General features: G+C 65.5%; 7 protein-coding genes. 3 read left to right on the top strand and 4 right to left on the bottom strand.

Annotation, left to right across the window (positions count from 1 at the left end; all coding sequences use genetic code 11):
• The first annotated feature begins 61 nt into the window (after window positions 1-61).
• A complete protein-coding gene (locus FLM21_RS06340) occupies window positions 62-7204 on the top strand; it encodes a retention module-containing protein (protein ID WP_148714754.1) in 7143 nt (2380 codons plus the stop codon).
• The gene (locus FLM21_RS06345) at window positions 7201-17745 is read left to right on the top strand and encodes a cadherin-like domain-containing protein (RefSeq protein WP_148714755.1); all 10545 of its coding nucleotides are present in this window, start codon (window positions 7201-7203) and stop codon (window positions 17743-17745) included. The genes FLM21_RS06340 and FLM21_RS06345 overlap by 4 nt, the downstream gene beginning before the upstream one ends.
• A gap of 60 nt (window positions 17746-17805) precedes the next feature.
• Here the strand turns inward: FLM21_RS06345 and FLM21_RS06350 are convergent, their stop codons facing one another.
• Both FLM21_RS06350 and FLM21_RS06355 read right to left on the bottom strand, forming a co-directional pair.
• A complete protein-coding gene (locus FLM21_RS06350; protein ID WP_187360112.1) occupies window positions 17806-19728 on the bottom strand; it encodes a bifunctional diguanylate cyclase/phosphodiesterase in 1923 nt (640 codons plus the stop codon).
• A 10-nt stretch (window positions 19729-19738) separates the two neighbouring features.
• Window positions 19739-20419: a transglutaminase-like cysteine peptidase gene (locus FLM21_RS06355; RefSeq protein ID WP_246120834.1), complete on the bottom strand. Its 681-nt coding sequence runs from the start codon at window positions 20417-20419 to the stop codon at window positions 19739-19741.
• Window positions 20420-20591: 172 nt separating this feature from the next.
• Here FLM21_RS06355 and FLM21_RS06360 point away from each other — a divergent pair, with 172 nt between their 5' ends.
• On the top strand, window positions 20592-22400 hold the full coding sequence (locus FLM21_RS06360) for a TolC family outer membrane protein (protein WP_148714757.1): 1809 nt from the start codon (window positions 20592-20594) through the stop codon (window positions 22398-22400).
• Between the two features lie 54 nt (window positions 22401-22454).
• Here the strand turns inward: FLM21_RS06360 and FLM21_RS06365 are convergent, their stop codons facing one another.
• Both FLM21_RS06365 and acs read right to left on the bottom strand, forming a co-directional pair.
• The gene (locus FLM21_RS06365; RefSeq protein ID WP_148714758.1) at window positions 22455-23003 is read right to left on the bottom strand and encodes an NUDIX domain-containing protein; all 549 of its coding nucleotides are present in this window, start codon (window positions 23001-23003) and stop codon (window positions 22455-22457) included.
• 156 nt (window positions 23004-23159) lie between these two features.
• On the bottom strand, window positions 23160-25130 hold the full coding sequence (acs, locus tag FLM21_RS06370; RefSeq protein WP_148714759.1) for an acetate--CoA ligase: 1971 nt from the start codon (window positions 25128-25130) through the stop codon (window positions 23160-23162).
• Between the last annotated feature and the right edge of the window lie 34 nt (window positions 25131-25164).

The raw sequence follows: 25164 nt of genomic DNA on the forward strand, positions 1-25164 counted from the left end.
GATTTTCCACCTGACGGCGCCTAGGCTGTGATCCATCCCTTCATGGATTCTGGATCACCCCATGGCTACCACTCCCGACCACGCCTCCATCGTCCGTATCCTCGGTGCCGCCTATGTGCGCGATGCCGATGGCAAGCTCACGGCACTCAAGCCCGGCGACCAACTGACCGAGCAGCAAGTGCTGGTCACGGCGGCGGATGGCAGCGTGGTGCTGCTGTTGCCCAACGGCGAGCAGGTCACGGTTGGCGCGGATCGCAGCGTGCTGATCGATGGCACCTTGCTCGGGACGGCTCCAGCCGACCCGGTCGATGCCGCACTGGCTGAGGTGAATGCTGAAACGGCCAAGGTCGAGCAGCTGCTGGCGCAGGGGGGGGACCTTTCCACCGAGCTCGATCCCACTGCAGCGGGTTTGACGGCAGGCGGCCAGGAAAGCGGCCACTCTTTTGTCCGCTTGATGCGGATCGTCGAGTCACTCGACAACGACACCTTCAATTTTGCCGATGTCGCGCAGGACCAGCGCCCAGAGCTGTTCAATGACAGCGGCAATGTGCAGGCCCAAGGTGATGTCGTCACCGAGACACCCACGCCCGCACCTGTACCTACCCCGACGCCTACCCCGGGCAATTCGGCACCCGATGCGCAGGATGTCAGCGTTACAACTACTGAAGACACCGCGCTGAACGGCCAGCTGACCGCCACCGATGTCGACGGCGACCCGCTGAGCTTCAGCAAGGGCAGCGACCCGGTGCACGGCACGGTCACGGTCAACCCGAACGGCAGCTGGACCTACACGCCGAACCCGGACTACAACGGCAACGACAGTTTCACGGTGGTAGTCAGCGATGGTAAGGGGGGTACCGATACCGTCACCGTCAATGTCGGCGTCACACCGGTGAACGACGCACCGGTGCTGACCGACACCAACGGCAACCCGCTGGGCAACGACCTCAGCGTCACCACCCCGGAAGACACCCCGGTGAACGGCCAGCTGACCGCCACCGACGTCGACGGCGACCCGCTGAGCTTCAGCAAGGGCAGCGACCCGGCGCACGGCACGGTCACGGTCAACCCGGACGGCAGCTGGACCTACACGCCGAACGCCAATTACAACGGCAGCGACAGCTTCACCGTCACGGTCAGTGACGGCCAGGGCGGCACCGACACCGTCACCGTCAACGTCGGCATCACCCCGGTGGCCGACCCGGCCGTGATTGGCGGCGACGACCAAGGCGCCGTCACCGAAGACCTCGGCGTGGTCGCCGGCAAGCTCAGCGACACCGGCACGCTCACGGTGAGCGACCCGGATGCCGGGCAATCGAGCTTCAGCGCCGGTGCCGCCACCCCGGTGGGCGCCACCCTGGGTGGCCTCACCATCGATGCGGCCGGTCACTGGACCTACCAGGTCGACAACGCCGCCGTGCAATACCTCAAGGCCGGCGAGACCAAGACCGAACAGTTCACGGTGCAGAGCGCCGACGGCACCAGCCACGTCATCAGCGTGGTGATCACCGGCACCAACGACGGCCCGGTGGCCAATGCCGACGTCGCCAGCACCGCCATCAACACCCCGCTCAGCAACATCGACGTGCTGGCCAACGACACCGACGTCGACGGCAACCCGCTGACGGTGACGAATGCCAGCCTGGTCGACCCCAGCAAGGGCACGGTCACGCTCAACCCGGACGGCACGCTCAACTTCGTGCCGGCCAGCAACGTCACCGGCCCGGTCAGCATCAGCTACCAGATCAAGGACAGCGAAGGCGCCACCGCCACTGGCACCTTGACGGTCAACGTCGGCGCCAACACCCCGCCGACCGGGGCCGACCAGACCGTCACGCTGCTGGAAGACGGCAGCCACGGCTTCAGCGCCGGCGACTTCGGCTTCAACGACAGCGATGTGGGTCAGACCTTCCAGGCGGTGCGGATCGACAGCCTGCCGGGTGCCGGCAGCCTGACGCTGAACGGCGTCCCGGTCAGCGCCAACCAGGTGATCAACGTCGCCGACCTTGGCAACCTGGTGTTCACGCCGGCCGCCAACGCCAACGGCGTGGGCTATGCCAGCTTCACCTTCAGCGTGCAGGACAGCGCGGGTGGGTTCGACACGGTGCCGAACACGGTGCGCTTCAACGTCACGGCGGTGAACGACGCACCGGTGCTGACCGACACCAACGGCAACCCGCTGGGCAACGACCTCAGCGTCACCACCCCGGAAGACACCCCGGTGAACGGCCAGCTGACCGCCACCGACGTCGACGGCGACCCGCTGAGCTTCAGCAAGGGCAGCGACCCGGCGCACGGCACGGTCACGGTCAACCCGGACGGCAGCTGGACCTACACGCCGAACGCCAATTACAACGGCAGCGACAGCTTCACCGTCACGGTCAGTGACGGCCAGGGCGGCACCGACACCGTCACCGTCAACGTCGGCATCACCCCGGTGGCCGACCCGGCCGTGATTGGCGGCGACGACCAAGGCGCCGTCACCGAAGACCTCGGCGTGGTCGCCGGCAAGCTCAGCGACACCGGCACGCTCACGGTGAGCGACCCGGATGCCGGGCAATCGAGCTTCAGCGCCGGTGCCGCCACCCCGGTGGGCGCCACCCTGGGTGGCCTCACCATCGATGCGGCCGGTCACTGGACCTACCAGGTCGACAACGCCGCCGTGCAATACCTCAAGGCCGGCGAGACCAAGACCGAACAGTTCACGGTGCAGAGCGCCGACGGCACCAGCCACGTCATCAGCGTGGTGATCACCGGCACCAACGACGGCCCGGTGGCCAATGCCGACGTCGCCAGCACCGCCATCAACACCCCGCTCAGCAACATCGACGTGCTGGCCAACGACACCGACGTCGACGGCAACCCGCTGACGGTGACGAATGCCAGCCTGGTCGACCCCAGCAAGGGCACGGTCACGCTCAACCCGGACGGCACGCTCAACTTCGTGCCGGCCAGCAACGTCACCGGCCCGGTCAGCATCAGCTACCAGATCAAGGACAGCGAAGGCGCCACCGCCACTGGCACCTTGACGGTCAACGTCGGCGCCAACACCCCGCCGACCGGGGCCGACCAGACCGTCACGCTGCTGGAAGACGGCAGCCACGGCTTCAGCGCCGGCGACTTCGGCTTCAACGACAGCGATGTGGGTCAGACCTTCCAGGCGGTGCGGATCGACAGCCTGCCGGGTGCCGGCAGCCTGACGCTGAACGGCGTCCCGGTCAGCGCCAACCAGGTGATCAACGTCGCCGACCTTGGCAACCTGGTGTTCACGCCGGCCGCCAACGCCAACGGCGTGGGCTATGCCAGCTTCACCTTCAGCGTGCAGGACAGCGCGGGTGGGTTCGACACGGTGCCGAACACGGTGCGCTTCAACGTCACGGCGGTGAACGACGCACCGGTGCTGACCGACACCAACGGCAACCCGCTGGGCAACGACCTCAGCGTCACCACCCCGGAAGACACCCCGGTGAACGGCCAGCTGACCGCCACCGACGTCGACGGCGACCCGCTGAGCTTCAGCAAGGGCAGCGACCCGGCGCACGGCACGGTCACGGTCAACCCGGACGGCAGCTGGACCTACACGCCGAACGCCAATTACAACGGCAGCGACAGCTTCACCGTCACGGTCAGTGACGGCCAGGGCGGCACCGACACCGTCACCGTCAACGTCGGCATCACCCCGGTGGCCGACCCGGCCGTGATTGGCGGCGACGACCAAGGCGCCGTCACCGAAGACCTCGGCGTGGTCGCCGGCAAGCTCAGCGACACCGGCACGCTCACGGTGAGCGACCCGGATGCCGGGCAATCGAGCTTCAGCGCCGGTGCCGCCACCCCGGTGGGCGCCACCCTGGGTGGCCTCACCATCGATGCGGCCGGTCACTGGACCTACCAGGTCGACAACGCCGCCGTGCAATACCTCAAGGCCGGCGAGACCAAGACCGAACAGTTCACGGTGCAGAGCGCCGACGGCACCAGCCACGTCATCAGCGTGGTGATCACCGGCACCAACGACGGCCCGGTGGCCAATGCCGACGTCGCCAGCACCGCCATCAACACCCCGCTCAGCAACATCGACGTGCTGGCCAACGACACCGACGTCGACGGCAACCCGCTGACGGTGACGAATGCCAGCCTGGTCGACCCCAGCAAGGGCACGGTCACGCTCAACCCGGACGGCACGCTCAACTTCGTGCCGGCCAGCAACGTCACCGGCCCGGTCAGCATCAGCTACCAGATCAAGGACAGCGAAGGCGCCACCGCCACTGGCACCTTGACGGTCAACGTCGGCGCCAACACCCCGCCGACCGGGGCCGACCAGACCGTCACGCTGCTGGAAGACGGCAGCCACGGCTTCAGCGCCGGCGACTTCGGCTTCAACGACAGCGATGTGGGTCAGACCTTCCAGGCGGTGCGGATCGACAGCCTGCCGGGTGCCGGCAGCCTGACGCTGAACGGCGTCCCGGTCAGCGCCAACCAGGTGATCAACGTCGCCGACCTTGGCAACCTGGTGTTCACGCCGGCCGCCAACGCCAACGGCGTGGGCTATGCCAGCTTCACCTTCAGCGTGCAGGACAGCGCGGGTGGGTTCGACACGGTGCCGAACACGGTGCGCTTCAACGTCACGGCGGTGAACGACGCACCGGTGCTGACCGACACCAACGGCAACCCGCTGGGCAACGACCTCAGCGTCACCACCCCGGAAGACACCCCGGTGAACGGCCAGCTGACCGCCACCGACGTCGACGGCGACCCGCTGAGCTTCAGCAAGGGCAGCGACCCGGCGCACGGCACGGTCACGGTCAACCCGGACGGCAGCTGGACCTACACGCCGAACGCCAATTACAACGGCAGCGACAGCTTCACCGTCACGGTCAGTGACGGCCAGGGCGGCACCGACACCGTCACCGTCAACGTCGGCATCACCCCGGTGGCCGACCCGGCCGTGATTGGCGGCGACGACCAAGGCGCCGTCACCGAAGACCTCGGCGTGGTCGCCGGCAAGCTCAGCGACACCGGCACGCTCACGGTGAGCGACCCGGATGCCGGGCAATCGAGCTTCAGCGCCGGTGCCGCCACCCCGGTGGGCGCCACCCTGGGTGGCCTCACCATCGATGCGGCCGGTCACTGGACCTACCAGGTCGACAACGCCGCCGTGCAATACCTCAAGGCCGGCGAGACCAAGACCGAACAGTTCACGGTGCAGAGCGCCGACGGCACCAGCCACGTCATCAGCGTGGTGATCACCGGCACCAACGACGGCCCGGTGGCCAATGCCGACGTCGCCAGCACCGCCATCAACACCCCGCTCAGCAACATCGACGTGCTGGCCAACGACACCGACGTCGACGGCAACCCGCTGACGGTGACGAATGCCAGCCTGGTCGACCCCAGCAAGGGCACGGTCACGCTCAACCCGGACGGCACGCTCAACTTCGTGCCGGCCAGCAACGTCACCGGCCCGGTCAGCATCAGCTACCAGATCAAGGACAGCGAAGGCGCCACCGCCACTGGCACCTTGACGGTCAACGTCGGCGCCAACACCCCGCCGACCGGGGCCGACCAGACCGTCACGCTGCTGGAAGACGGCAGCCACGGCTTCAGCGCCGGCGACTTCGGCTTCAACGACAGCGATGTGGGTCAGACCTTCCAGGCGGTGCGGATCGACAGCCTGCCGGGTGCCGGCAGCCTGACGCTGAACGGCGTCCCGGTCAGCGCCAACCAGGTGATCAACGTCGCCGACCTTGGCAACCTGGTGTTCACGCCGGCCGCCAACGCCAACGGCGTGGGCTATGCCAGCTTCACCTTCAGCGTGCAGGACAGCGCGGGTGGGTTCGACACGGTGCCGAACACGGTGCGCTTCAACGTCACGGCGGTGAACGACGCACCGGTGCTGACCGACACCAACGGCAACCCGCTGGGCAACGACCTCAGCGTCACCACCCCGGAAGACACCCCGGTGAACGGCCAGCTGACCGCCACCGACGTCGACGGCGACCCGCTGAGCTTCAGCAAGGGCAGCGACCCGGCGCACGGCACGGTCACGGTCAACCCGGACGGCAGCTGGACCTACACGCCGAACGCCAATTACAACGGCAGCGACAGCTTCACCGTCACGGTCAGTGACGGCCAGGGCGGCACCGACACCGTCACCGTCAACGTCGGCATCACCCCGGTGGCCGACCCGGCCGTGATTGGCGGCGACGACCAAGGCGCCGTCACCGAAGACCTCGGCGTGGTCGCCGGCAAGCTCAGCGACACCGGCACGCTCACGGTGAGCGACCCGGATGCCGGGCAATCGAGCTTCAGCGCCGGTGCCGCCACCCCGGTGGGCGCCACCCTGGGTGGCCTCACCATCGATGCGGCCGGTCACTGGACCTACCAGGTCGACAACGCCGCCGTGCAATACCTCAAGGCCGGCGAGACCAAGACCGAACAGTTCACGGTGCAGAGCGCCGACGGCACCAGCCACGTCATCAGCGTGGTGATCACCGGCACCAACGACGGCCCGGTGGCCAATGCCGACGTCGCCAGCACCGCCATCAACACCCCGCTCAGCAACATCGACGTGCTGGCCAACGACACCGACGTCGACGGCAACCCGCTGACGGTGACGAATGCCAGCCTGGTCGACCCCAGCAAGGGCACGGTCACGCTCAACCCGGACGGCACGCTCAACTTCGTGCCGGCCAGCAACGTCACCGGCCCGGTCAGCATCAGCTACCAGATCAAGGACAGCGAAGGCGCCACCGCCACTGGCACCTTGACGGTCAACGTCGGCGCCAACACCCCGCCGACCGGGGCCGACCAGACCGTCACGCTGCTGGAAGACGGCAGCCACGGCTTCAGCGCCGGCGACTTCGGCTTCAACGACAGCGATGTGGGTCAGACCTTCCAGGCGGTGCGGATCGACAGCCTGCCGGGTGCCGGCAGCCTGACGCTGAACGGCGTCCCGGTCAGCGCCAACCAGGTGATCAACGTCGCCGACCTTGGCAACCTGGTGTTCACGCCGGCCGCCAACGCCAACGGCGTGGGCTATGCCAGCTTCACCTTCAGCGTGCAGGACAGCGCGGGTGGGTTCGACACGGTGCCGAACACGGTGCGCTTCAACGTCACGGCGGTGAACGACGCACCGGTGCTGACCGACACCAACGGCAACCCGCTGGGCAACGACCTCAGCGTCACCACCCGGAAGACACCCCGGTGAACGGCCAGCTGACCGCCACCGACGTCGACGGCGACCCGCTGAGCTTCAGCAAGGGCAGCGACCCGGCGCACGGCACGGTCACGGTCAACCCGGACGGCAGCTGGACCTACACGCCGAACGCCAATTACAACGGCAGCGACAGCTTCACCGTCACGGTCAGTGACGGCCAGGGCGGCACCGACACCGTCACCGTCAACGTCGGCATCACCCCGGTGGCCGACCCGGCCGTGATTGGCGGCGACGACCAAGGCGCCGTCACCGAAGACCTCGGCGTGGTCGCCGGCAAGCTCAGCGACACCGGCACGCTCACGGTGAGCGACCCGGATGCCGGGCAATCGAGCTTCAGCGCCGGTGCCGCCACCCCGGTGGGCGCCACCCTGGGTGGCCTCACCATCGATGCGGCCGGTCACTGGACCTACCAGGTCGACAACGCCGCCGTGCAATACCTCAAGGCCGGCGAGACCAAGACCGAACAGTTCACGGTGCAGAGCGCCGACGGCACCAGCCACGTCATCAGCGTGGTGATCACCGGCACCAACGACGGCCCGGTGGCCAATGCCGACGTCGCCAGCACCGCCATCAACACCCCGCTCAGCAACATCGACGTGCTGGCCAACGACACCGACGTCGACGGCAACCCGCTGACGGTGACGAATGCCAGCCTGGTCGACCCCAGCAAGGGCACGGTCACGCTCAACCCGGACGGCACGCTCAACTTCGTGCCGGCCAGCAACGTCACCGGCCCGGTCAGCATCAGCTACCAGATCAAGGACAGCGAAGGCGCCACCGCCACTGGCACCTTGACGGTCAACGTCGGCGCCAACACCCCGCCGACCGGGGCCGACCAGACCGTCACGCTGCTGGAAGACGGCAGCCACGGCTTCAGCGCCGGCGACTTCGGCTTCAACGACAGCGATGTGGGTCAGACCTTCCAGGCGGTGCGGATCGACAGCCTGCCGGGTGCCGGCAGCCTGACGCTGAACGGCGTCCCGGTCAGCGCCAACCAGGTGATCAACGTCGCCGACCTTGGCAACCTGGTGTTCACGCCGGCCGCCAACGCCAACGGCGTGGGCTATGCCAGCTTCACCTTCAGCGTGCAGGACAGCGCGGGTGGGTTCGACACGGTGCCGAACACGGTGCGCTTCAACGTCACGGCGGTGAACGACGCACCGATCGCCGCCCCGGACAGCAACACCACCGCTGAAGACACCCCGCTGACGGTCACCGCCGCCAATGGCCTGCTGGCCAACGACAGCGATGTCGACGGCAACCCGCTGACGATCACCCAGTTCTCGGTCGCCAACGTGGCAGGGACCTTCACCGCCGGCCAGACCGCCACCATTGCCGGTGTCGGCAGCCTGACCATCAACGGCAACGGCAGCTACAGCTTCGTGCCGGCCGCCAACTACAACGGCCCGGTCCCGGTGGCGACCTACACCGTCTCGGACGGCACCACCACCGCGACCAGCACGCTGACGCTGAACGTCACCGCCGTGGCCGACCCGACCGTGACCGCCCCGGACACGCTGACGGTGGCCGAAGACTCTGGCACCAGCACCGGCAACGTCCTGAGCAACGACAGCGATCCGGATGGCCCGCTGTCGGTATCGCAGTTCGTGGTCTCGGGCACCACCTACACCATCGCCGCCGGAGGCAGCGCCACCGCCACGCTGGCTGGGGTCGGTACCCTGGTGATGAACAGCAACGGCAGCTACAGCTTCACGCCGGCGACCAACTACAACGGCAGCGTGCCGCCAGTGACGTACACCGCCACCGACGGCACCAGCTCGGCCACCAACACGCTGACCATCAGCGTGACGGCGGTGGACGATCCGTCGGTGCTGGCCCCGGACAGCAAGACCGTGGCCGAGGACAACGTGGCCAGCGGCAACGTGCTGAGCAACGACAGCGACGTCGACAACGTCCTGAGCGTGGCCAGCTTCAGCGTGACCGGCGTGCCTGGCAGCTTCAGCGCGGGCCAGACCGCCACGCTCGCCGGGGTGGGCAGCTTCACCCTGGGCAGCAACGGTGACTACACCTTCACGCCGGTGGCGAACTGGAACGGCAACGTCCCGCAGGTCAACTACACCACCAACACCGGTTCGAGCAGCACGCTGAACATCACGGTGACGGCGGTGAACGATGCACCGATCGCCGCCCCGGACAGCAACACCACCGCTGAAGACACCCCGCTGACGGTCACCGCCGCCAATGGCCTGCTGGCCAACGACAGCGATGTCGACGGCAACCCGCTGACGATCACCCAGTTCTCGGTCGCCAACGTGGCAGGGACCTTCACCGCCGGCCAGACCGCCACCATTGCCGGTGTCGGCAGCCTGACCATCAACGGCAACGGCAGCTACAGCTTCGTGCCGGCCGCCAACTACAACGGCCCGGTCCCGGTGGCGACCTACACCGTCTCGGACGGCACCACCACCGCGACCAGCACGCTGACGCTGAACGTCACCGCCGTGGCCGACCCGACCGTGACCGCCCCGGACACGCTGACGGTGGCCGAAGACTCTGGCACCAGCACCGGCAACGTCCTGAGCAACGACAGCGATCCGGATGGCCCGCTGTCGGTATCGCAGTTCGTGGTCTCGGGCACCACCTACACCATCGCCGCCGGAGGCAGCGCCACCGCCACGCTGGCTGGGGTCGGTACCCTGGTGATGAACAGCAACGGCAGCTACAGCTTCACGCCGGCGACCAACTACAACGGCAGCGTGCCGCCAGTGACGTACACCGCCACCGACGGCACCAGCTCGGCCACCAACACGCTGACCATCAGCGTGACGGCGGTGGACGATCCGTCGGTGCTGGCCCCGGACAGCAAGACCGTGGCCGAGGACAACGTGGCCAGCGGCAACGTGCTGAGCAACGACAGCGACGTCGACAACGTCCTGAGCGTGGCCAGCTTCAGCGTGACCGGCGTGCCTGGCAGCTTCAGCGCGGGCCAGACCGCCACGCTCGCCGGGGTGGGCAGCTTCACCCTGGGCAGCAACGGTGACTACACCTTCACGCCGGTGGCGAACTGGAACGGCAACGTCCCGCAGGTCAACTACACCACCAACACCGGTTCGAGCAGCACGCTGAACATCACGGTGACGGCGGTGAACGATGCACCGATCGCCGCCCCGGACAGCAACACCACCGCTGAAGACACCCCGCTGACGGTCACCGCCGCCAATGGCCTGCTGGCCAACGACAGCGATGTCGACGGCAACCCGCTGACGATCACCCAGTTCTCGGTCGCCAACGTGGCAGGGACCTTCACCGCCGGCCAGACCGCCACCATTGCCGGTGTCGGCAGCCTGACCATCAACGGCAACGGCAGCTACAGCTTCGTGCCGGCCGCCAACTACAACGGCCCGGTCCCGGTGGCGACCTACACCGTCTCGGACGGCACCACCACCGCGACCAGCACGCTGACGCTGAACGTCACCGCCGTGGCCGACCCGACCGTGACCGCCCCGGACACGCTGACGGTGGCCGAAGACTCTGGCACCAGCACCGGCAACGTCCTGAGCAACGACAGCGATCCGGATGGCCCGCTGTCGGTATCGCAGTTCGTGGTCTCGGGCACCACCTACACCATCGCCGCCGGCGGCAGCGCCACCGCCACGCTGGCTGGGGTCGGTACCCTGGTGATGAACAGCAACGGCAGCTACAGCTTCACGCCGGCGACCAACTACAACGGCAGCGTGCCGCCAGTGACGTACACCGCCACCGACGGCACCAGCTCGGCCACCAACACGCTGACCATCAGCGTGACGGCGGTGGACGATCCGTCGGTGCTGGCCCCGGACAGCAAGACCGTGGCCGAGGACAACGTGGCCAGCGGCAACGTGCTGAGCAACGACAGCGACGTCGACAACGTCCTGAGCGTGGCCAGCTTCAGCGTGACCGGCGTGCCTGGCAGCTTCAGCGCGGGCCAGACCGCCACGCTCGCCGGGGTGGGCAGCTTCACCCTGGGCAGCAACGGTGACTACACCTTCACGCCGGTGGCGAACTGGAACGGCAACGTCCCGCAGGTCAACTACACCACCAACACCGGTTCGAGCAGCACGCTGAACATCACGGTGACGGCGGTGAACGATGCACCGATCGCCGCCCCGGACAGCAACACCACCGCTGAAGACACCCCGCTGACGGTCACCGCCGCCAATGGCCTGCTGGCCAACGACAGCGATGTCGACGGCAACCCGCTGACGATCACCCAGTTCTCGGTCGCCAACGTGGCAGGGACCTTCACCGCCGGCCAGACCGCCACCATTGCCGGTGTCGGCAGCCTGACCATCAACGGCAACGGCAGCTACAGCTTCGTGCCGGCCGCCAACTACAACGGCCCGGTCCCGGTGGCGACCTACACCGTCTCGGACGGCACCACCACCGCGACCAGCACGCTGACGCTGAACGTCACCGCCGTGGCCGACCCGACCGTGACCGCCCCGGACACGCTGACGGTGGCCGAAGACTCTGGCACCAGCACCGGCAACGTCCTGAGCAACGACAGCGATCCGGATGGCCCGCTGTCGGTATCGCAGTTCGTGGTCTCGGGCACCACCTACACCATCGCCGCCGGAGGCAGCGCCACCGCCACGCTGGCTGGGGTCGGTACCCTGGTGATGAACAGCAACGGCAGCTACAGCTTCACGCCGGCGACCAACTACAACGGCAGCGTGCCGCCAGTGACGTACACCGCCACCGACGGCACCAGCTCGGCCACCAACACGCTGACCATCAGCGTGACGGCGGTGGACGATCCGTCGGTGCTGGCCCCGGACAGCAAGACCGTGGCCGAGGACAACGTGGCCAGCGGCAACGTGCTGAGCAACGACAGCGACGTCGACAACGTCCTGAGCGTGGCCAGCTTCAGCGTGACCGGCGTGCCTGGCAGCTTCAGCGCGGGCCAGACCGCCACGCTCGCCGGGGTGGGCAGCTTCACCCTGGGCAGCAACGGTGACTACACCTTCACGCCGGTGGCGAACTGGAACGGCAACGTCCCGCAGGTCAACTACACCACCAACACCGGTTCGAGCAGCACGCTGAACATCACGGTGACGGCAGTGAACGACGCGCCGGTACCGCAAGCCGTCACCGCGTCGGGTAACGAAGACACGGTTATTGCAGTCAACCTGAGCGGTACCGATGTCGATGGCACGGTGGCCAGCTTCAAGCTGACTGGCCTGCCGGCCAACGGCACGTTCTACAGCGACGCGGCGGCTACCAACCCGCTGACGCTGGCCAGCGTGATCAACGCCACCAGCAACGGCGCCACGATCTACTTCAAGCCGAACGCGGATTGGAATGGCACCAACAGCTTCCAGTACAGCGCCACCGACAACAACGGCCTGGTGTCGACCAGCAATGCGACTGGCACCATCACCGTCAACTCGGTGAACGACGCCCCGGTGCCGCAAGCGGTTACCGCAAGTGGCAATGAAGACACCGTGATCGCCGTGGCGCTCAAGGGCACCGACGTCGACGGTACGGTGGCCAGCTTCAAGCTGACCGGCCTGCCGGCCAACGGCACGTTCTACAGCGACGCTGCCGCCACCAACCCGCTGACGCTGGCCAGCGTGATCAACGCCACCAGCAACGGTGCAACGATCTACTTCAAGCCGAACGCGGACTGGAACGGCACCAACAGCTTCCAGTACAGCGCCACCGACAACAACGGCCTGGTGTCGACCAGCAACGCGACCGGCACGTTGACGGTGCTGCCGGTAAACGACGCCCCGGTTGCCGTGAACGATCCGGGCACTTTGAGTGGGTTGTCCGCGCAGTACTACGCCTACCACGAGGGTACCGACGGTGCGAACCTGACTTCGTTGACCATGGTGCGCAATTTCATTGCCGCCAATACCGCAGACGCGACCTTCGTGGCCAAGAGCTTCAACTACACGCTCGGTAATGGTGATCTGGGTGGCAATGGCAACTTGCAAACCTTCTTGGGTTCCGACTCGGCGTCGCTCAACGTTGATCCGGAAAACAGCAGCGATGCCATCATCCGCATGGCCGGCACCGTGCAACTCGCCGCAGGGACCTACAACTTCAAAGTCACCGCTGATGATGGCTATATCATTCTGATCGATGGCGTGATGGTGGCCCAGGTCAATGCCAATCAGTCGCCCACCGGCACTGTGCACCCGACCTTCACGGTGGCTGAAGGTGGTGCGCATACCATCGAGATACTGTACTGGGATCAAGGCGGTCAGGCGGTCTTCAAGCCGGAGCTCAGCAACAACGGGGGTACCAGCTATCAATCGCTGGGCAGCTACACGCTAGGGCAGGAACAACCGGCCTTCGTTACCACCGAGGACAACGCGCTCACGATCAGCCCGGCCGCGTTGCTTGGCAATGATAGTGATGTCGATGGCGATATCCTGACCATTGTCTCGGTCCAGGCTGCCACTCACGGTTCGGTAGCGCTGGTAAACGGCAACGTGGTGTTCACGCCGGCCAGCAACTATTTCGGCCCGGCGTCGTTCACCTATACGATTTCCGATGGGCACGGTGGCACCAGCACGGCCACCGTCAACCTGAACGTGACTTCGGTGAACGATGCCCCGGTACCGCAAGCTGTCACCGCGTCGGGTAATGAAGACACTGTCATTGCAGTCAACCTGAGCGGTACCGATGTCGACGGCACGGTGGCCAGCTTCAAACTGACTGGCCTGCCGGCCAACGGCACGTTCTACAGTGATGCTGCCGCCACCAACCCGCTGACGCTGGCCAGCGTGATCAACGCCACCAGCAACGGCGCCACGATCTACTTCAAGCCGAACGCAGATTGGAACGGCACCAACAGCTTCCAGTACAGCGCCACTGACAACAACGGTCTGGTATCGACCAGCAATGCGACTGGCACCATCACTGTCAACTCGGTGAACGACGCACCGGTACCGCAAGCGGTGACCGCGACGGGTAATGAAGACACCGTGATCGCCGTGGCGCTCAAGGGCACCGACGTTGACGGCACGGTGGCCAGCTTCAAGCTGACCGGCCTGCCGGGCAACGGCACGTTCTACAGCGACGCTGCCGCTACCAACCCACTGACGCTGGCCAGCGTGATCAACGCCACCAGCAACGGCGCCACGATCTACTTCAAGCCGAACGCGGATTGGAATGGCACCAACAGCTTCCAGTACAGCGCCACCGACAACAACGGCCTGGTGTCGACCAGCAATGCGACTGGCACCATCACCGTCAACTCGGTGAACGATGCGCCGGTACCACAGGCGGTGACTGCGACGGGCAACGAAGACACGGTGATCGCAGTCAACCTGAGTGGCACCGACGTCGATGGCACGGTGGCCAGCTTCAAGCTGACCGGCCTGCCGGGCAACGGCACGTTCTACAGCGACGCTGCCGCTACCAACCCACTGACGCTGGCCAGCGTGATCAACGCCACCAGCAACGGCGCCACGATCTACTTCAAGCCGAACGCGGATTGGAATGGCACCAACAGCTTCCAGTACAGCGCCACCGACAACAACGGCCTGGTGTCGACCAGCAATGCGACTGGCACCATCACCGTCAATGCGGTGAATGACGCGCCGACCACTACCGGCGGTTCGGTCACCGGCACTGAAGACACGCCGCTGGTGCTGACCTGGAGCCAGTTCAACGCCAGCGATGTTGATACCCCGGCCAGCGGCCTTTCGGTGAAGATGATCGGCCTGCCGGCCGATGGTACCGTGCAGTACAACAACGGCAGCAGCTGGGTCACCGTCACTGCCAACCAGCTAGTCAGCAAGGCGGACATCGATGCTGGCAAGCTGCGCTTCGTGCCCGATACCCATGAATCGGGCAGCAATGCCTACAGCACTACGGGTACCGGTGATCAGAAGTCCGACTACGCCAAGTTCACCTACCAGATCAGCGATGGCAGCGTCACCAGCAGCACCGCCACCATGACGGTGGACATCACGCCGGTGGCTGACAAACCGACGTTGACGCTCAATGCGCCGGCCGCCCAGACGGTGTTCAACACCACCTGGGAATCGGTCGCCAACAGCGATGACAGCTCGGAGGGCGTCAACGCCACCACGCTGGAAGGGTGGACGTTGGTCACCACGCCCGACTCGTTCTCGGGCGGCCTCAACCGCTTTGAGGTGTGGTCGAGCGGTGACCAGATCAGCAACCAGGCTGGCACCATGATCACTGGCGTCGGCGCACCGGGCGGCAACGGCAACTGGCTGGAGCTGAACAACGCATCCTCCAACAGCCTGCCGCAGACGCTGGGCATTGAGCGCAGCGTCAGCACGGCGGTGGGGCAGGTCTACACCCTGTCGTTCGATTACGCCGGCCGCTCGGGCTACAGCACCGCCTACACGCAGATCGCCATCCTGGTCGACGGTGTGAAGGTGGCAACGTATTCGAGCACCAGCCCGCAAGGCGGCTTGAACTGGGAAGAGCTGAAGTACAGCTTCACCGGTGACGGCAACGCACACACCATCCGCATCATCACCGATGCGACAAGCTTCGACAGCTCGGGCCGTGGCGCGATGATCGACGACATCAAGATCGAGTCGAGCTCCGGCATCGTTGCGGGCAACGCCAGCGGCGGCAAGACGGAAGTAACGCTTGCCAACTACGTGAGCGGCCAACTGGTCGATACCGATGGCTCGGAAAGCCTGACCTATCGCTTTACCGGCCTGCCGACCGGCACCGTGATCACCACGTCCGGCAACAGCAGCGGCTACGTGATCAGCAACGGTGGCATCACCATCTCGGCCGCTGAGCTCGCGTCCGCCAAGCTGGTGCTGCCGAGCAGCTACACCAGCGGCACACTCAATGTCGGCGTGTCGTCGATCGCGACCGAAGGCGCCAACGCCAGCAGCGACAGCACCAGTGGCACGCTGACGCTGAACGTGATGGCGACCGGCCTTTCCAAGACCACGGTGACCGATACCGGCTCGCCAGTGGCGGTGGCGGACAGCTACACCACGCCGGAAGACCAGAGCATCACCTTCAATCCGCTGTCCAACGACACGTTGCGCGATGGCGCACGCATTGCCGGCTTCACCCAGCCAGCCAATGGCAGCCTCACGTTGAACGCGGACGGCACGCTCACCTACAACCCGCCGGCCAACTACAACGGCACGACCACGTTCAGCTACACACTGATTGATGGCAACGGCCAGAACAGCACGGCTACGGTTACGCTCAATGTCACGCCGGTGAATGATGCGCCGGTGGTCGACAGCCACAGCATCACGGCCAAGGAAGGTGTGCCGACCGCACTGGCGATCGCTGCACCAACCGATGTCGATGGCGACAGGCTCACCGTCACCATCACCGGGTTGCCGACGCAGGGCACGGTGATGACCGAGGGCGGCACGGTGGTGCAGAACGGCCAGGTGATCTCGATCAACCAGTTGCAAAACCTGGTCTACGTCAGCCCGACCACCATCACGTCGACCACCAACGTGGGCAGCCTCAGCTACAGGGTCAATGACGGCACCACGAGCACCAACGGCGCCATCGCGATCACGGTGACCGACAACCCGAACGTGATCACCGGCCACGACGGCGTGGGCACCTACTACGTCGATGGGGCCGAGTCGGGTGCTGGCAATACCTTCTACGTGGCGAGCTCGGCGTACAACGCTGGCAACGGCCAGCCGGCAGGGGGCTACGATCTGCGCACGGTGACGACCACCGGCAAGGAGCAGGTCATCTTTACCGGCGGCAGCAACGACCATGTGGAGGCCGGTGCCGGCAACGACATCATCTTCATGGGCGAAACGCAGAGCAACGACAACTCGGTGGCGCTGACCACCCAGGCGGAGATGTTCACCGGCTCGCGCAACATGTTCATGACCACGGCCGACAGCAACCTGCTCAACAGCAGCGACAAGCTGGTGCAGACCGTCGTCAACCAGATGCAGCCGGTGTCCGACCTTGCCAATGCCGGTAGCGGTGACGACGTGATCTACGGCCAGGGCGGTACCGATGCGCTGTACGGTGGTGCCGGTGATGACAAGCTGTATGGCGGCGATGGCATCGACGCGTTGCGTGGCGGCGCCGGCAACGACCTGATCGTGGGTGGTTCCGGTAGCGACCTGCTGCGTGGCGACATGGGCGACGACGTGTTCAAGTGGACACTGGGTGACCAGTCGGCAACAGCGGGTGTGTCCAACGCCGGTGGCAGCAATGGGCTCTACTTGCCAAGCAGCACCAAGATTGTGGCCGGTGCGACCGACCTGATCGTGGATTTCAACGCCAGCACCACCAGTGGCAACAACGACAAGCTGGACCTGCGCGACCTGTTGCAGAACGAGTCGCACACCGGCACCAACGTTGGCAACCTGGGCAACTACCTGCACTTCGAAACCATCAGCAACACCGCCGGCGGCAAGAGCACCATCGTGCATATCAGTCACGATGGCGACTTTTCCGGCGGCTACAACAACGGGGCGGCGGAAGACCAGACCATCGTCCTGCACGGTGTGGACCTGGGCGCCACCGGCAACAACGATGCCGCGGTGATCCAGGATCTGCTGACCAAGGGCAAGCTGATCACCGATTGAGGCTGCGGCCCCATTGAAAACGGCGCTCCGCGGAGCGCCGTTTTTTTATGCAGGTGCCGATCAGGTGGAAGCGCGGTTGGTCGTCACTGGACCGGTCATGCCCTGCACTCCGAGTTTGGCGAGCATGTCCCATTCGGCATTGGTCTGCACGCCCTCGGCGATGGTAAGCAAGCCGTTGCCGTCGGCCACGCCGACGATGGCCTTGATCAGCTGCTGGTTGCCGGCGTGCGCCTCGATGCCCTGGACGAAGCTGCTGTCGATCTTCAGGTAATCGAGCTGCAGTTCGAACAGCTGCGGAATGCTGCCGAAATGGCGGCCGAAGTGCTCGATGCCCACCTTGCAGCCCAACGGACGCAGCCGGCGGGCGAACTCGGCGAGCGCCAGCATTTCGTCGCGGAAACCGAATTCGTTCACTTCCAGCCACAGCCTGCCGGTATGCGCCTTCTGGCTGCGCAGCAGCTCCAGCAGTTTGTCGACGAACTGCACATCGGCAATCGAGACGGCGGACAGGTTGACCGCCACATCGGCCTGGCTGTGCGCCAGTTCGGCGCAGGCGAGGCGCACGGTTTCCAGATCCAGCGCGCTGGTCATGCCCAGCCGGCTGGCCATGGGCATGAAGGTGCCGGCGGTCAGCAGCTGGCCATCTGCTTGCTGCAGCCGCAGCATCAGTTCGCGATGCCAAAGCTCACCATCGCGGCGCAGGACCGGGTAGCTGGCGAGCCGGAACGCGCCTTCGTCGAGTGCGTGGCGCAGTACCTGCTGCCAATCCTGGCCGGAACGGGCGGGCAGGGCACTGCCCAGTTGCGCCGCGTGGATGCCGTTGCTGCTGCCTTCAGCCTGGGCCAGCGCTTCATCGGTGCGCGCCAGCACGGTGCCGATGGCCTCGCCGGCGCGGTATGGGGTGATGCCGATGGCGGCGAGGTCGTGCTGGTCGGCGAGCTCGGCGCGTCGCAGCTCGGCGAGGCCCGCCTGCATGCGCTCGGCCAGTTCGCCGGCGCGCGCCGCATCGTCGCCCGGGAGCAGCACGGCGAAGTCGGCGCCGTTCAGCCGGGCCAGCAGCGCATCGGGCTCATGGCCGAGCACGGCACCAAGCTTGCCGGCCACCGATTGCAGGAACTGGTCGGCCCGTTCGCGGCCGAGCCGGCGGTTGAGTCCCATCAGATCGCGCAACCGCAGCAGCAGCAGGGCGCCTTCCGGGGCCGATTCCTCGTCGCCCAGCGCCTGTGCCAGTCGCCCCATGAAGAAACTGCGGTTGGGTAGCTGGGTGAGCGCATCGCGGTTGGCTTCGCTGCGCAGTGCGTCGATGCGTGCTGCCTGTTCGGCGAACATGGTCTTCACCCGCTCGACCATGGTGTTCATCGCCTGCACCACGGCGCGCAGCTCGGTCACCCGCGGTACGGGGATGGTGACGAAACGACGCTCGCTGATCGCTTCGGCCTGGCCCACCATCTGCACGATCGGGCGCTTCACCCACAGGAACAACCGGTGCAGCACCAGCCCTGACAGTAGGCCGGCGGCGCTGATCCACAGCAGCAGCTTGACTGCGCCATCCCACAACGACTGGTAGGCGAAGCGCGAGTGCGCCATCACGGTGACGCGGCCTGCCTGCTTCCAGCCATCGCTGACATCGGCCTGCCCGGCACTGACCTCGATCGGGAACAGGTCGATGAACCATTGCGGCACGCTGCCAGTCTCCCCGGGATTGACGCGCTCGGCGACGACCTTGCCGCCAGTATCGCTGTAGCGCACCACCTCGAAGTGGCCGCTGTCGAACAGCGCAGTGACCATCAGCTCAATGGTGGCCTCGTCCTTGGGCTGCTGCGTCATCGACAGCGCCAAGCTGGCTGCGCTGTCGGTGCTTTGCGCGTACAGCTGCTGTTCCAGGTAGTTGCGTGCCGTATAGAGGCTGACAATGAAGCTGCCAAGGAAGGCGATCACGGTGGCGGTGATCACCAGCAGCCAGAGTTGTCGGAGCAATGACATCGTTGAATCCTCAAGGATCGTAGCCCTGCGCCTGCATGCGCAGTAGCAGATTGGTCCAGCGCGACAGTCGTTCGACCGGCGCAGGGGCCGCGCCGCCGACATACACGCCGTCGCGGTTGAAGCTGAACACCGGCAGCAGGTCCGGCCGGCGCGAGGCCGGGCGGATCTCGCCGATCAGGTTGTCGAGTACCAGCGGCTCGGCCTGCGGGGTGTCGTAATAGGTCAGTACCATGTGCGCCTGGGTCACCTTGCTTTGTGGCCCGCCGATGCGGGCCTTGACGTAGGTGAGGCGCAGCTTGGCCGGCTCGACCCCGGCCTCGACCAGGGTGAAGTACTTGGCAATGGTGAAATCCTCGCAATCACCGCCCATCTTGCCGATGGTTTCCAGCGGTGTCGCCCAGTAGTCGGCTTCACCCCAGAGCGCACTGTCGTCTAGAAAGGCGATATGGCGGTTGAAGAGATCATTGATGCGGGCCAGCCGTACGTCGTCGGGCGCGCCACGCAGCTCGCCGATCAAGCGACGCCAGTCGGTATACAGGGTGATGGGCTTGCTGCCGAAGCGCTCGCCAAGAAAGGCCTGCATGCGCGCGGTGTTGACGGCGGCAAGGGCAAGGCCCAGCGACAGCAGGATTGTAAGAAATCCGCTGAATACTGGGAAAGGTTTTATCCGGTAACCGGAACTAAACCACACGTTGGTAAGCTCTATGCTGACGGATTAAAAAGGGTTGGTCCTACGCGCAATGCCGGCAAAACGGTTGTTTTCGCAGACAGCAGGCCAGAATGCACGCCTGTTCTCTGCTAGAATCGGGGAAAAAATATTGTCGATATTGTCAGAAAAACGAACATCTTCGAAGGGGTAGTCCATGCGATGCCGACCGTTGTTACTCGCTCTCTCCCTGGCCTTGGCCGGGACCGCTCAAGCAACCACGCTCGATCAAGCCGTCGAAAAGACCATCCTGCGCAACCCGGATGTAAAGACCCGCTGGTACCAGTTCCGCGCCAGTAGCGAAGCACAGCGTGTTGCCGAAGGCGGCTTCCTGCCCCGCGTCGACCTGCAGGCCGGTGCCGGTCAGGTCTGGCAACATGATGAGGGTAGCAGCAAGGATAACTATTACAACCCGAGCGCCACGCTCTCGTTGCGCCAGTTGCTGTTCGATGGCTTCGCCACCCGCGATCAGGTTCGGCGCCTCGGCTACGACAAGCAATCCGCCTATTTCGAACTGCTGGCGAGTTCCGATGAATTCGCGCTGCAGGCTGTGGCCGCCTACTACGACGTGCTGCGTTATCGCGAACAGGCCGATCTGGCCCGACGCAACCTGGCAACCCACCAGGATATCTACAAGCTGATCGAGGAGCGCACCCAGGCCGGCGTTGGCCGTCGGGTCGACCTCGAGCAGGCTGCCGGTCGCCTGGCTCTGGCCGAATCCAACCTGATGACCGAACAGGCCAACCTCTACGATGTGTCGGCACGCTATGCCCGGCTGGTCGGCGAAGAGGCCGACGAGCTGACCCGTCCGGCTTCGCTCGATACCGCGCTGCCGCAGGCCAGCGAACTGCTGTCCCTGGCGGTGAAGCAGAATCCGTCGTTCCAGGCCTCGGTTGCGGCCATCCGCGCGGCACGTGCCGGGGTGGGCGTGAGCAAGTCTGGCTACTACCCGACACTGGAGCTGCAGGCGAGCCAGGGTTACGAGCGCAATCAGGACGGTGTCGATGGAGACTACCGGACCAGCCGCGTGATGCTGATGCTCAACTACAACCTGTTCAGTGGCGGCGCCGACCGCGCCCGCGAGCGGCAATCGCTGGAGCAGCTGAATGCGTCGTTCGAAGTGCGCGACAAGGCCTGCCGCGACATCCGTCAGAGCACGGCCATTGCCTGGAACGATGTGCAGCGGCTCAATCGCCAGCTGACCTACCTCGAGCAGCACGAGCTGTCCACGCGCAAGGCGCGTGATGCCTATCGCCAGCAATTTGATATCGGCCAGCGTACCTTGCTCGACGTGCTCGATACCGAGAACGAACTGTTCGATGCGGCGCGCTCGCTGGTCAATGCCCGCATCGATCGCGAAATCGCAGTGGCGCGCGTGCTGGCACAAACTCACCAGCTGCTACCGACGCTGAAGCTGGCGCCGCTGCAAGGCGACATCAACACCAACGAATTCGGCGGCGGCGAACTCACCGACGAGCAGATCGGCTGCGCGCTCAACCTGCCGGACAGCTCGGCGCAGTATGCCGAGCCGCTGCCGCTGGCGCCGCTGAAACAGGGCGCGCCCGATGCCGTGCCGCGTAGCATCGAGCCGGCCGCGGTCAAGCCGGTGTCTTCTGCCCCGGTTGCGCCGCAGTCGCTGCAGCAGTCGATCGACGGCTGGGCCAAGGATTGGTCGAACAAGAACGTGCAGGGCTACCTCGCCCGCTACGGCAGTGAGTTCAAGCCCGAAGGTGGGCTTGATCGCGCGAGCTGGGAAGCGCAGCGCGGCGACCGGCTGAATCGGCCCGGCGCGATCACCGTGAAGCTTGAGGACATGAAGGTACTCAAGCAATCGTCGCGTGCGGCCGAGGTCCAGTTCACCCAGCATTACGCCGCAGCTGGCTACAGCGACAGCGTGCAGAAGCAGCTGATCCTGCAGCAGGAAAAGGACGGCTGGAAGATCGTGCGCGAGCGCGTACTCGATTGAGTCGACTTCCGCTTCACGAAAACGGGCGCCGTGGCGCCCGTTTTTCTTGCCCGGCTAGCGTGTTGCGCGGTGCTGCAGCCAGAACAGCCCGGAGACTGTCTTGGCATCGGTGATGCGGCCGCTCCGCACGCCGTCCACCAGCTCGTCCATGCCCATGGCCACCGTTTCGACAAACTCGCCCTCGTCCAGTCGGGCTTCTCCGGCAGTGAGGCCGCGCGCGATGAACAGGTGTATCTCCTCGGTGGTGTAGCTGATGATGGGGTGCAGCACGCCGAGGTAATCCCAGTCCCGCGCGGTGTAACCGGTTTCTTCCAGCAGCTCGCGCTGGCCGCAGGCAAGCGGTGTCTCGTCCGGATCGAGCTTGCCGGCCGGGAACTCGATGAATACCCGATCGAGCGGATAGCGGAACTGGCGCTCCATCAGCAGGCGCCCGTCGTCCAGCACCGGGATCACCATCACTGCACCGGGGTGCAGCACGTATTCACGAGTGGCCAGCCCACCGTCGGGCAGGCGGACGGTGTCGCGGTTGATGTGCAATAGAGCGCCGTCGAAGACGCGCTCGCTCTCGACTCGGGTTTCGATCAGGTGCTGGTCGTTGGCCATGGCGGGAACCGGTTGAGGGGATGGCCGATTGTCCATGGCGTGGCAGTCAGTGGGAAGGGGCGGCGCTTGCGCCGGCGCAAAAAAATGGCCCACCGTATCCGGAGGGCCTCAAGGTTACTGCCGTGACTGGTTACTACAATCTGCCGCCTGTTCCGATCACAGTGCGCTGTGGCGCAGCTGCTCCAGAATGGCCGGGTTTTCCAGCGTCGAGACGTCCTGGGTGATCTCCTCACCCTTGGCGATCACGCGCAGCAGGCGGCGCATGATCTTGCCCGAACGGGTCTTGGGCAGGTTGTCGCCGAAGCGGATCTCGTCTGGCTGGGCGATCTTGCCGATCTCGTGGGCAACCCATTCGCGCAGCTCCTTGGCGAGCTTCTTCGCTTCCTCGCCTTCCGGGCGGGCGCCCTTGAGCACCACGAAGGCAACGACGGCCTCACCCTTGATCTCGTGCGGCTTGCCGACCACGGCGGCTTCGGCCACCAGCGGGTTGGCAACCAGGGCCGATTCGATTTCCATGGTGCCCAGGCGGTGGCCAGAGACGTTCAGCACGTCGTCGATGCGGCCCATGATCCAGATGTAGCCATTCTCGTCGAAGTGGGCCGAATCGCCGGCGAGGTAGAGCTTGCCGTTGAAATCATCCGGGAAGTAGGTCTTCTTGAAGCGCTCGGCGTCGTTCCAGATGGTGCGGACCATGGATGGCCACGGCTTCTTCACCACCAGGAAACCACCCTTGCCCGGCTCGACCGGTGCACCGGCCTCGTCGACGATGTCGGCGATGATGCCCGGCAGCGGCAACGTGCACGAACCCGGCTTGGTGGCGACGGCACCCGGCAGCGGCGCGATCATGTTGGCGCCGGTTTCGGTCTGCCACCAGGTATCGACGATGGGGCAACGGCCGCCACCGACGGTCTCGTGATACCACATCCAGGCTTCGGGGTTGATCGGCTCGCCGACGGTGCCCAGTAGGCGCAGGCTGGACAGGTCATGCTTCTTCGGCAGGTCGCCGCCGAGCTTGATCAGCGAGCGGATGGCGGTCGGCGCGGTGTAGAAGGTGGTGACGCTGTGCTTCTCGATCATGGACCAGAAGCGGCCGGCATCCGGATAGGTCGGCACGCCTTCGAACACCACTTGCGTCGCGCCGATGGCCAGCGGGCCGTAGGTGACGTAGCTGTGGCCGGTGATCCAGCCCACATCGGCCGTGCACCAGTAGACGTCGGAATCCTTGTAGTCGAACACCCACTTCATGGTCACCAGCGCGCCCAGCAGGTAACCGCCGGTGCTGTGCTGGATGCCCTTGGGCTTGCCGGTCGAGCCGGAGGTGTAGAGGATGAACAGCGGGTGCTCAGCGTCGACCCATTCCGGCTCGCATTCGTCAGCTTGGCCCTTGACCAGGTTGTGCCACCAGATGTTGCGCTCTTCGGCCCAGTGCTCCGGCTTGTTGCTGGTGCGCTGGAACACCACGACCTTCTGCACCGTTTCGCAACCACCGAGGCCCAGGGCCTCGTCGGTGGTGGCCTTCAGCGGTACGGCCTTGCCGCCACGCACCGATTCGTTGGCGGTGATGATGATCTTGGCTTCGGCATCGGCGATGCGGTCACGCAGCGCGCCGGCCGAGAAGCCGCCGAACACGACCGAGTGGATGGCGCCGATGCGGGCGGTGGCCTGCATGGCCACTACGGCTTCGATGCCGTGCGGCATGTAGATGACCACGCGGTCGCCTTTGCCGACTCCCAGGCTCTTCAAGCCATTGGCAAACTGGCAGACGCGGTGGTGCAGGTCGCGGTAGGTCACCTTGGTGACCGAGCCGTCGTCCGCTTCGAAAATGATGGCGACCTTGTTGGCGCGTGCTTCCAGGTGGCGGTCGATACAGTTGTACGACACGTTGAGGATGCCATCCTCGAACCACTTGAAGTAGGGTGCGTTGTCCTGGTTCAGGACCTTGGAGAATGGCTTTTTCCAGGCAACCAGCTCACGGGCCTGGTCGGCCCAGAAGCCTTCGTAATCGGTGCTGGCCTTGTCGCACAGGGCGTTGTAGCCCTCCATGCCCGAGACATTGGCCTTGACGCGGAAATCGTCGCTCGGCGGGAAAAGGCGGGTTTCCTTGAGGACGGAATCGATGCTGCTCATTGCTGCTCCTTCTTGCCGAAAGTGTCAGTAACGC

Origin of the sequence: Chitinolyticbacter meiyuanensis, from assembly GCF_008033135.1 — a bacterium.
Taxonomy (GTDB): Bacteria; Pseudomonadota; Gammaproteobacteria; order Burkholderiales; family Chitinibacteraceae; genus Chitinolyticbacter; species Chitinolyticbacter meiyuanensis.

Coding starts and splice junctions, on each gene's coding strand:
- FLM21_RS06340 (WP_148714754.1), top strand. CDS start 62: ATGGCTACCACTCCCGACCACGCCTCCATCGTCCGTATCCTCGGTGCC.
- FLM21_RS06350 (WP_187360112.1), bottom strand. CDS start 19,728: ATGTCATTGCTCCGACAACTCTGGCTGCTGGTGATCACCGCCACCGTG.
- FLM21_RS06360 (WP_148714757.1), top strand. CDS start 20,592: ATGCGATGCCGACCGTTGTTACTCGCTCTCTCCCTGGCCTTGGCCGGG.
- FLM21_RS06365 (WP_148714758.1), bottom strand. CDS start 23,003: ATGGCCAACGACCAGCACCTGATCGAAACCCGAGTCGAGAGCGAGCGC.
- acs (WP_148714759.1), bottom strand. CDS start 25,130: ATGAGCAGCATCGATTCCGTCCTCAAGGAAACCCGCCTTTTCCCGCCG.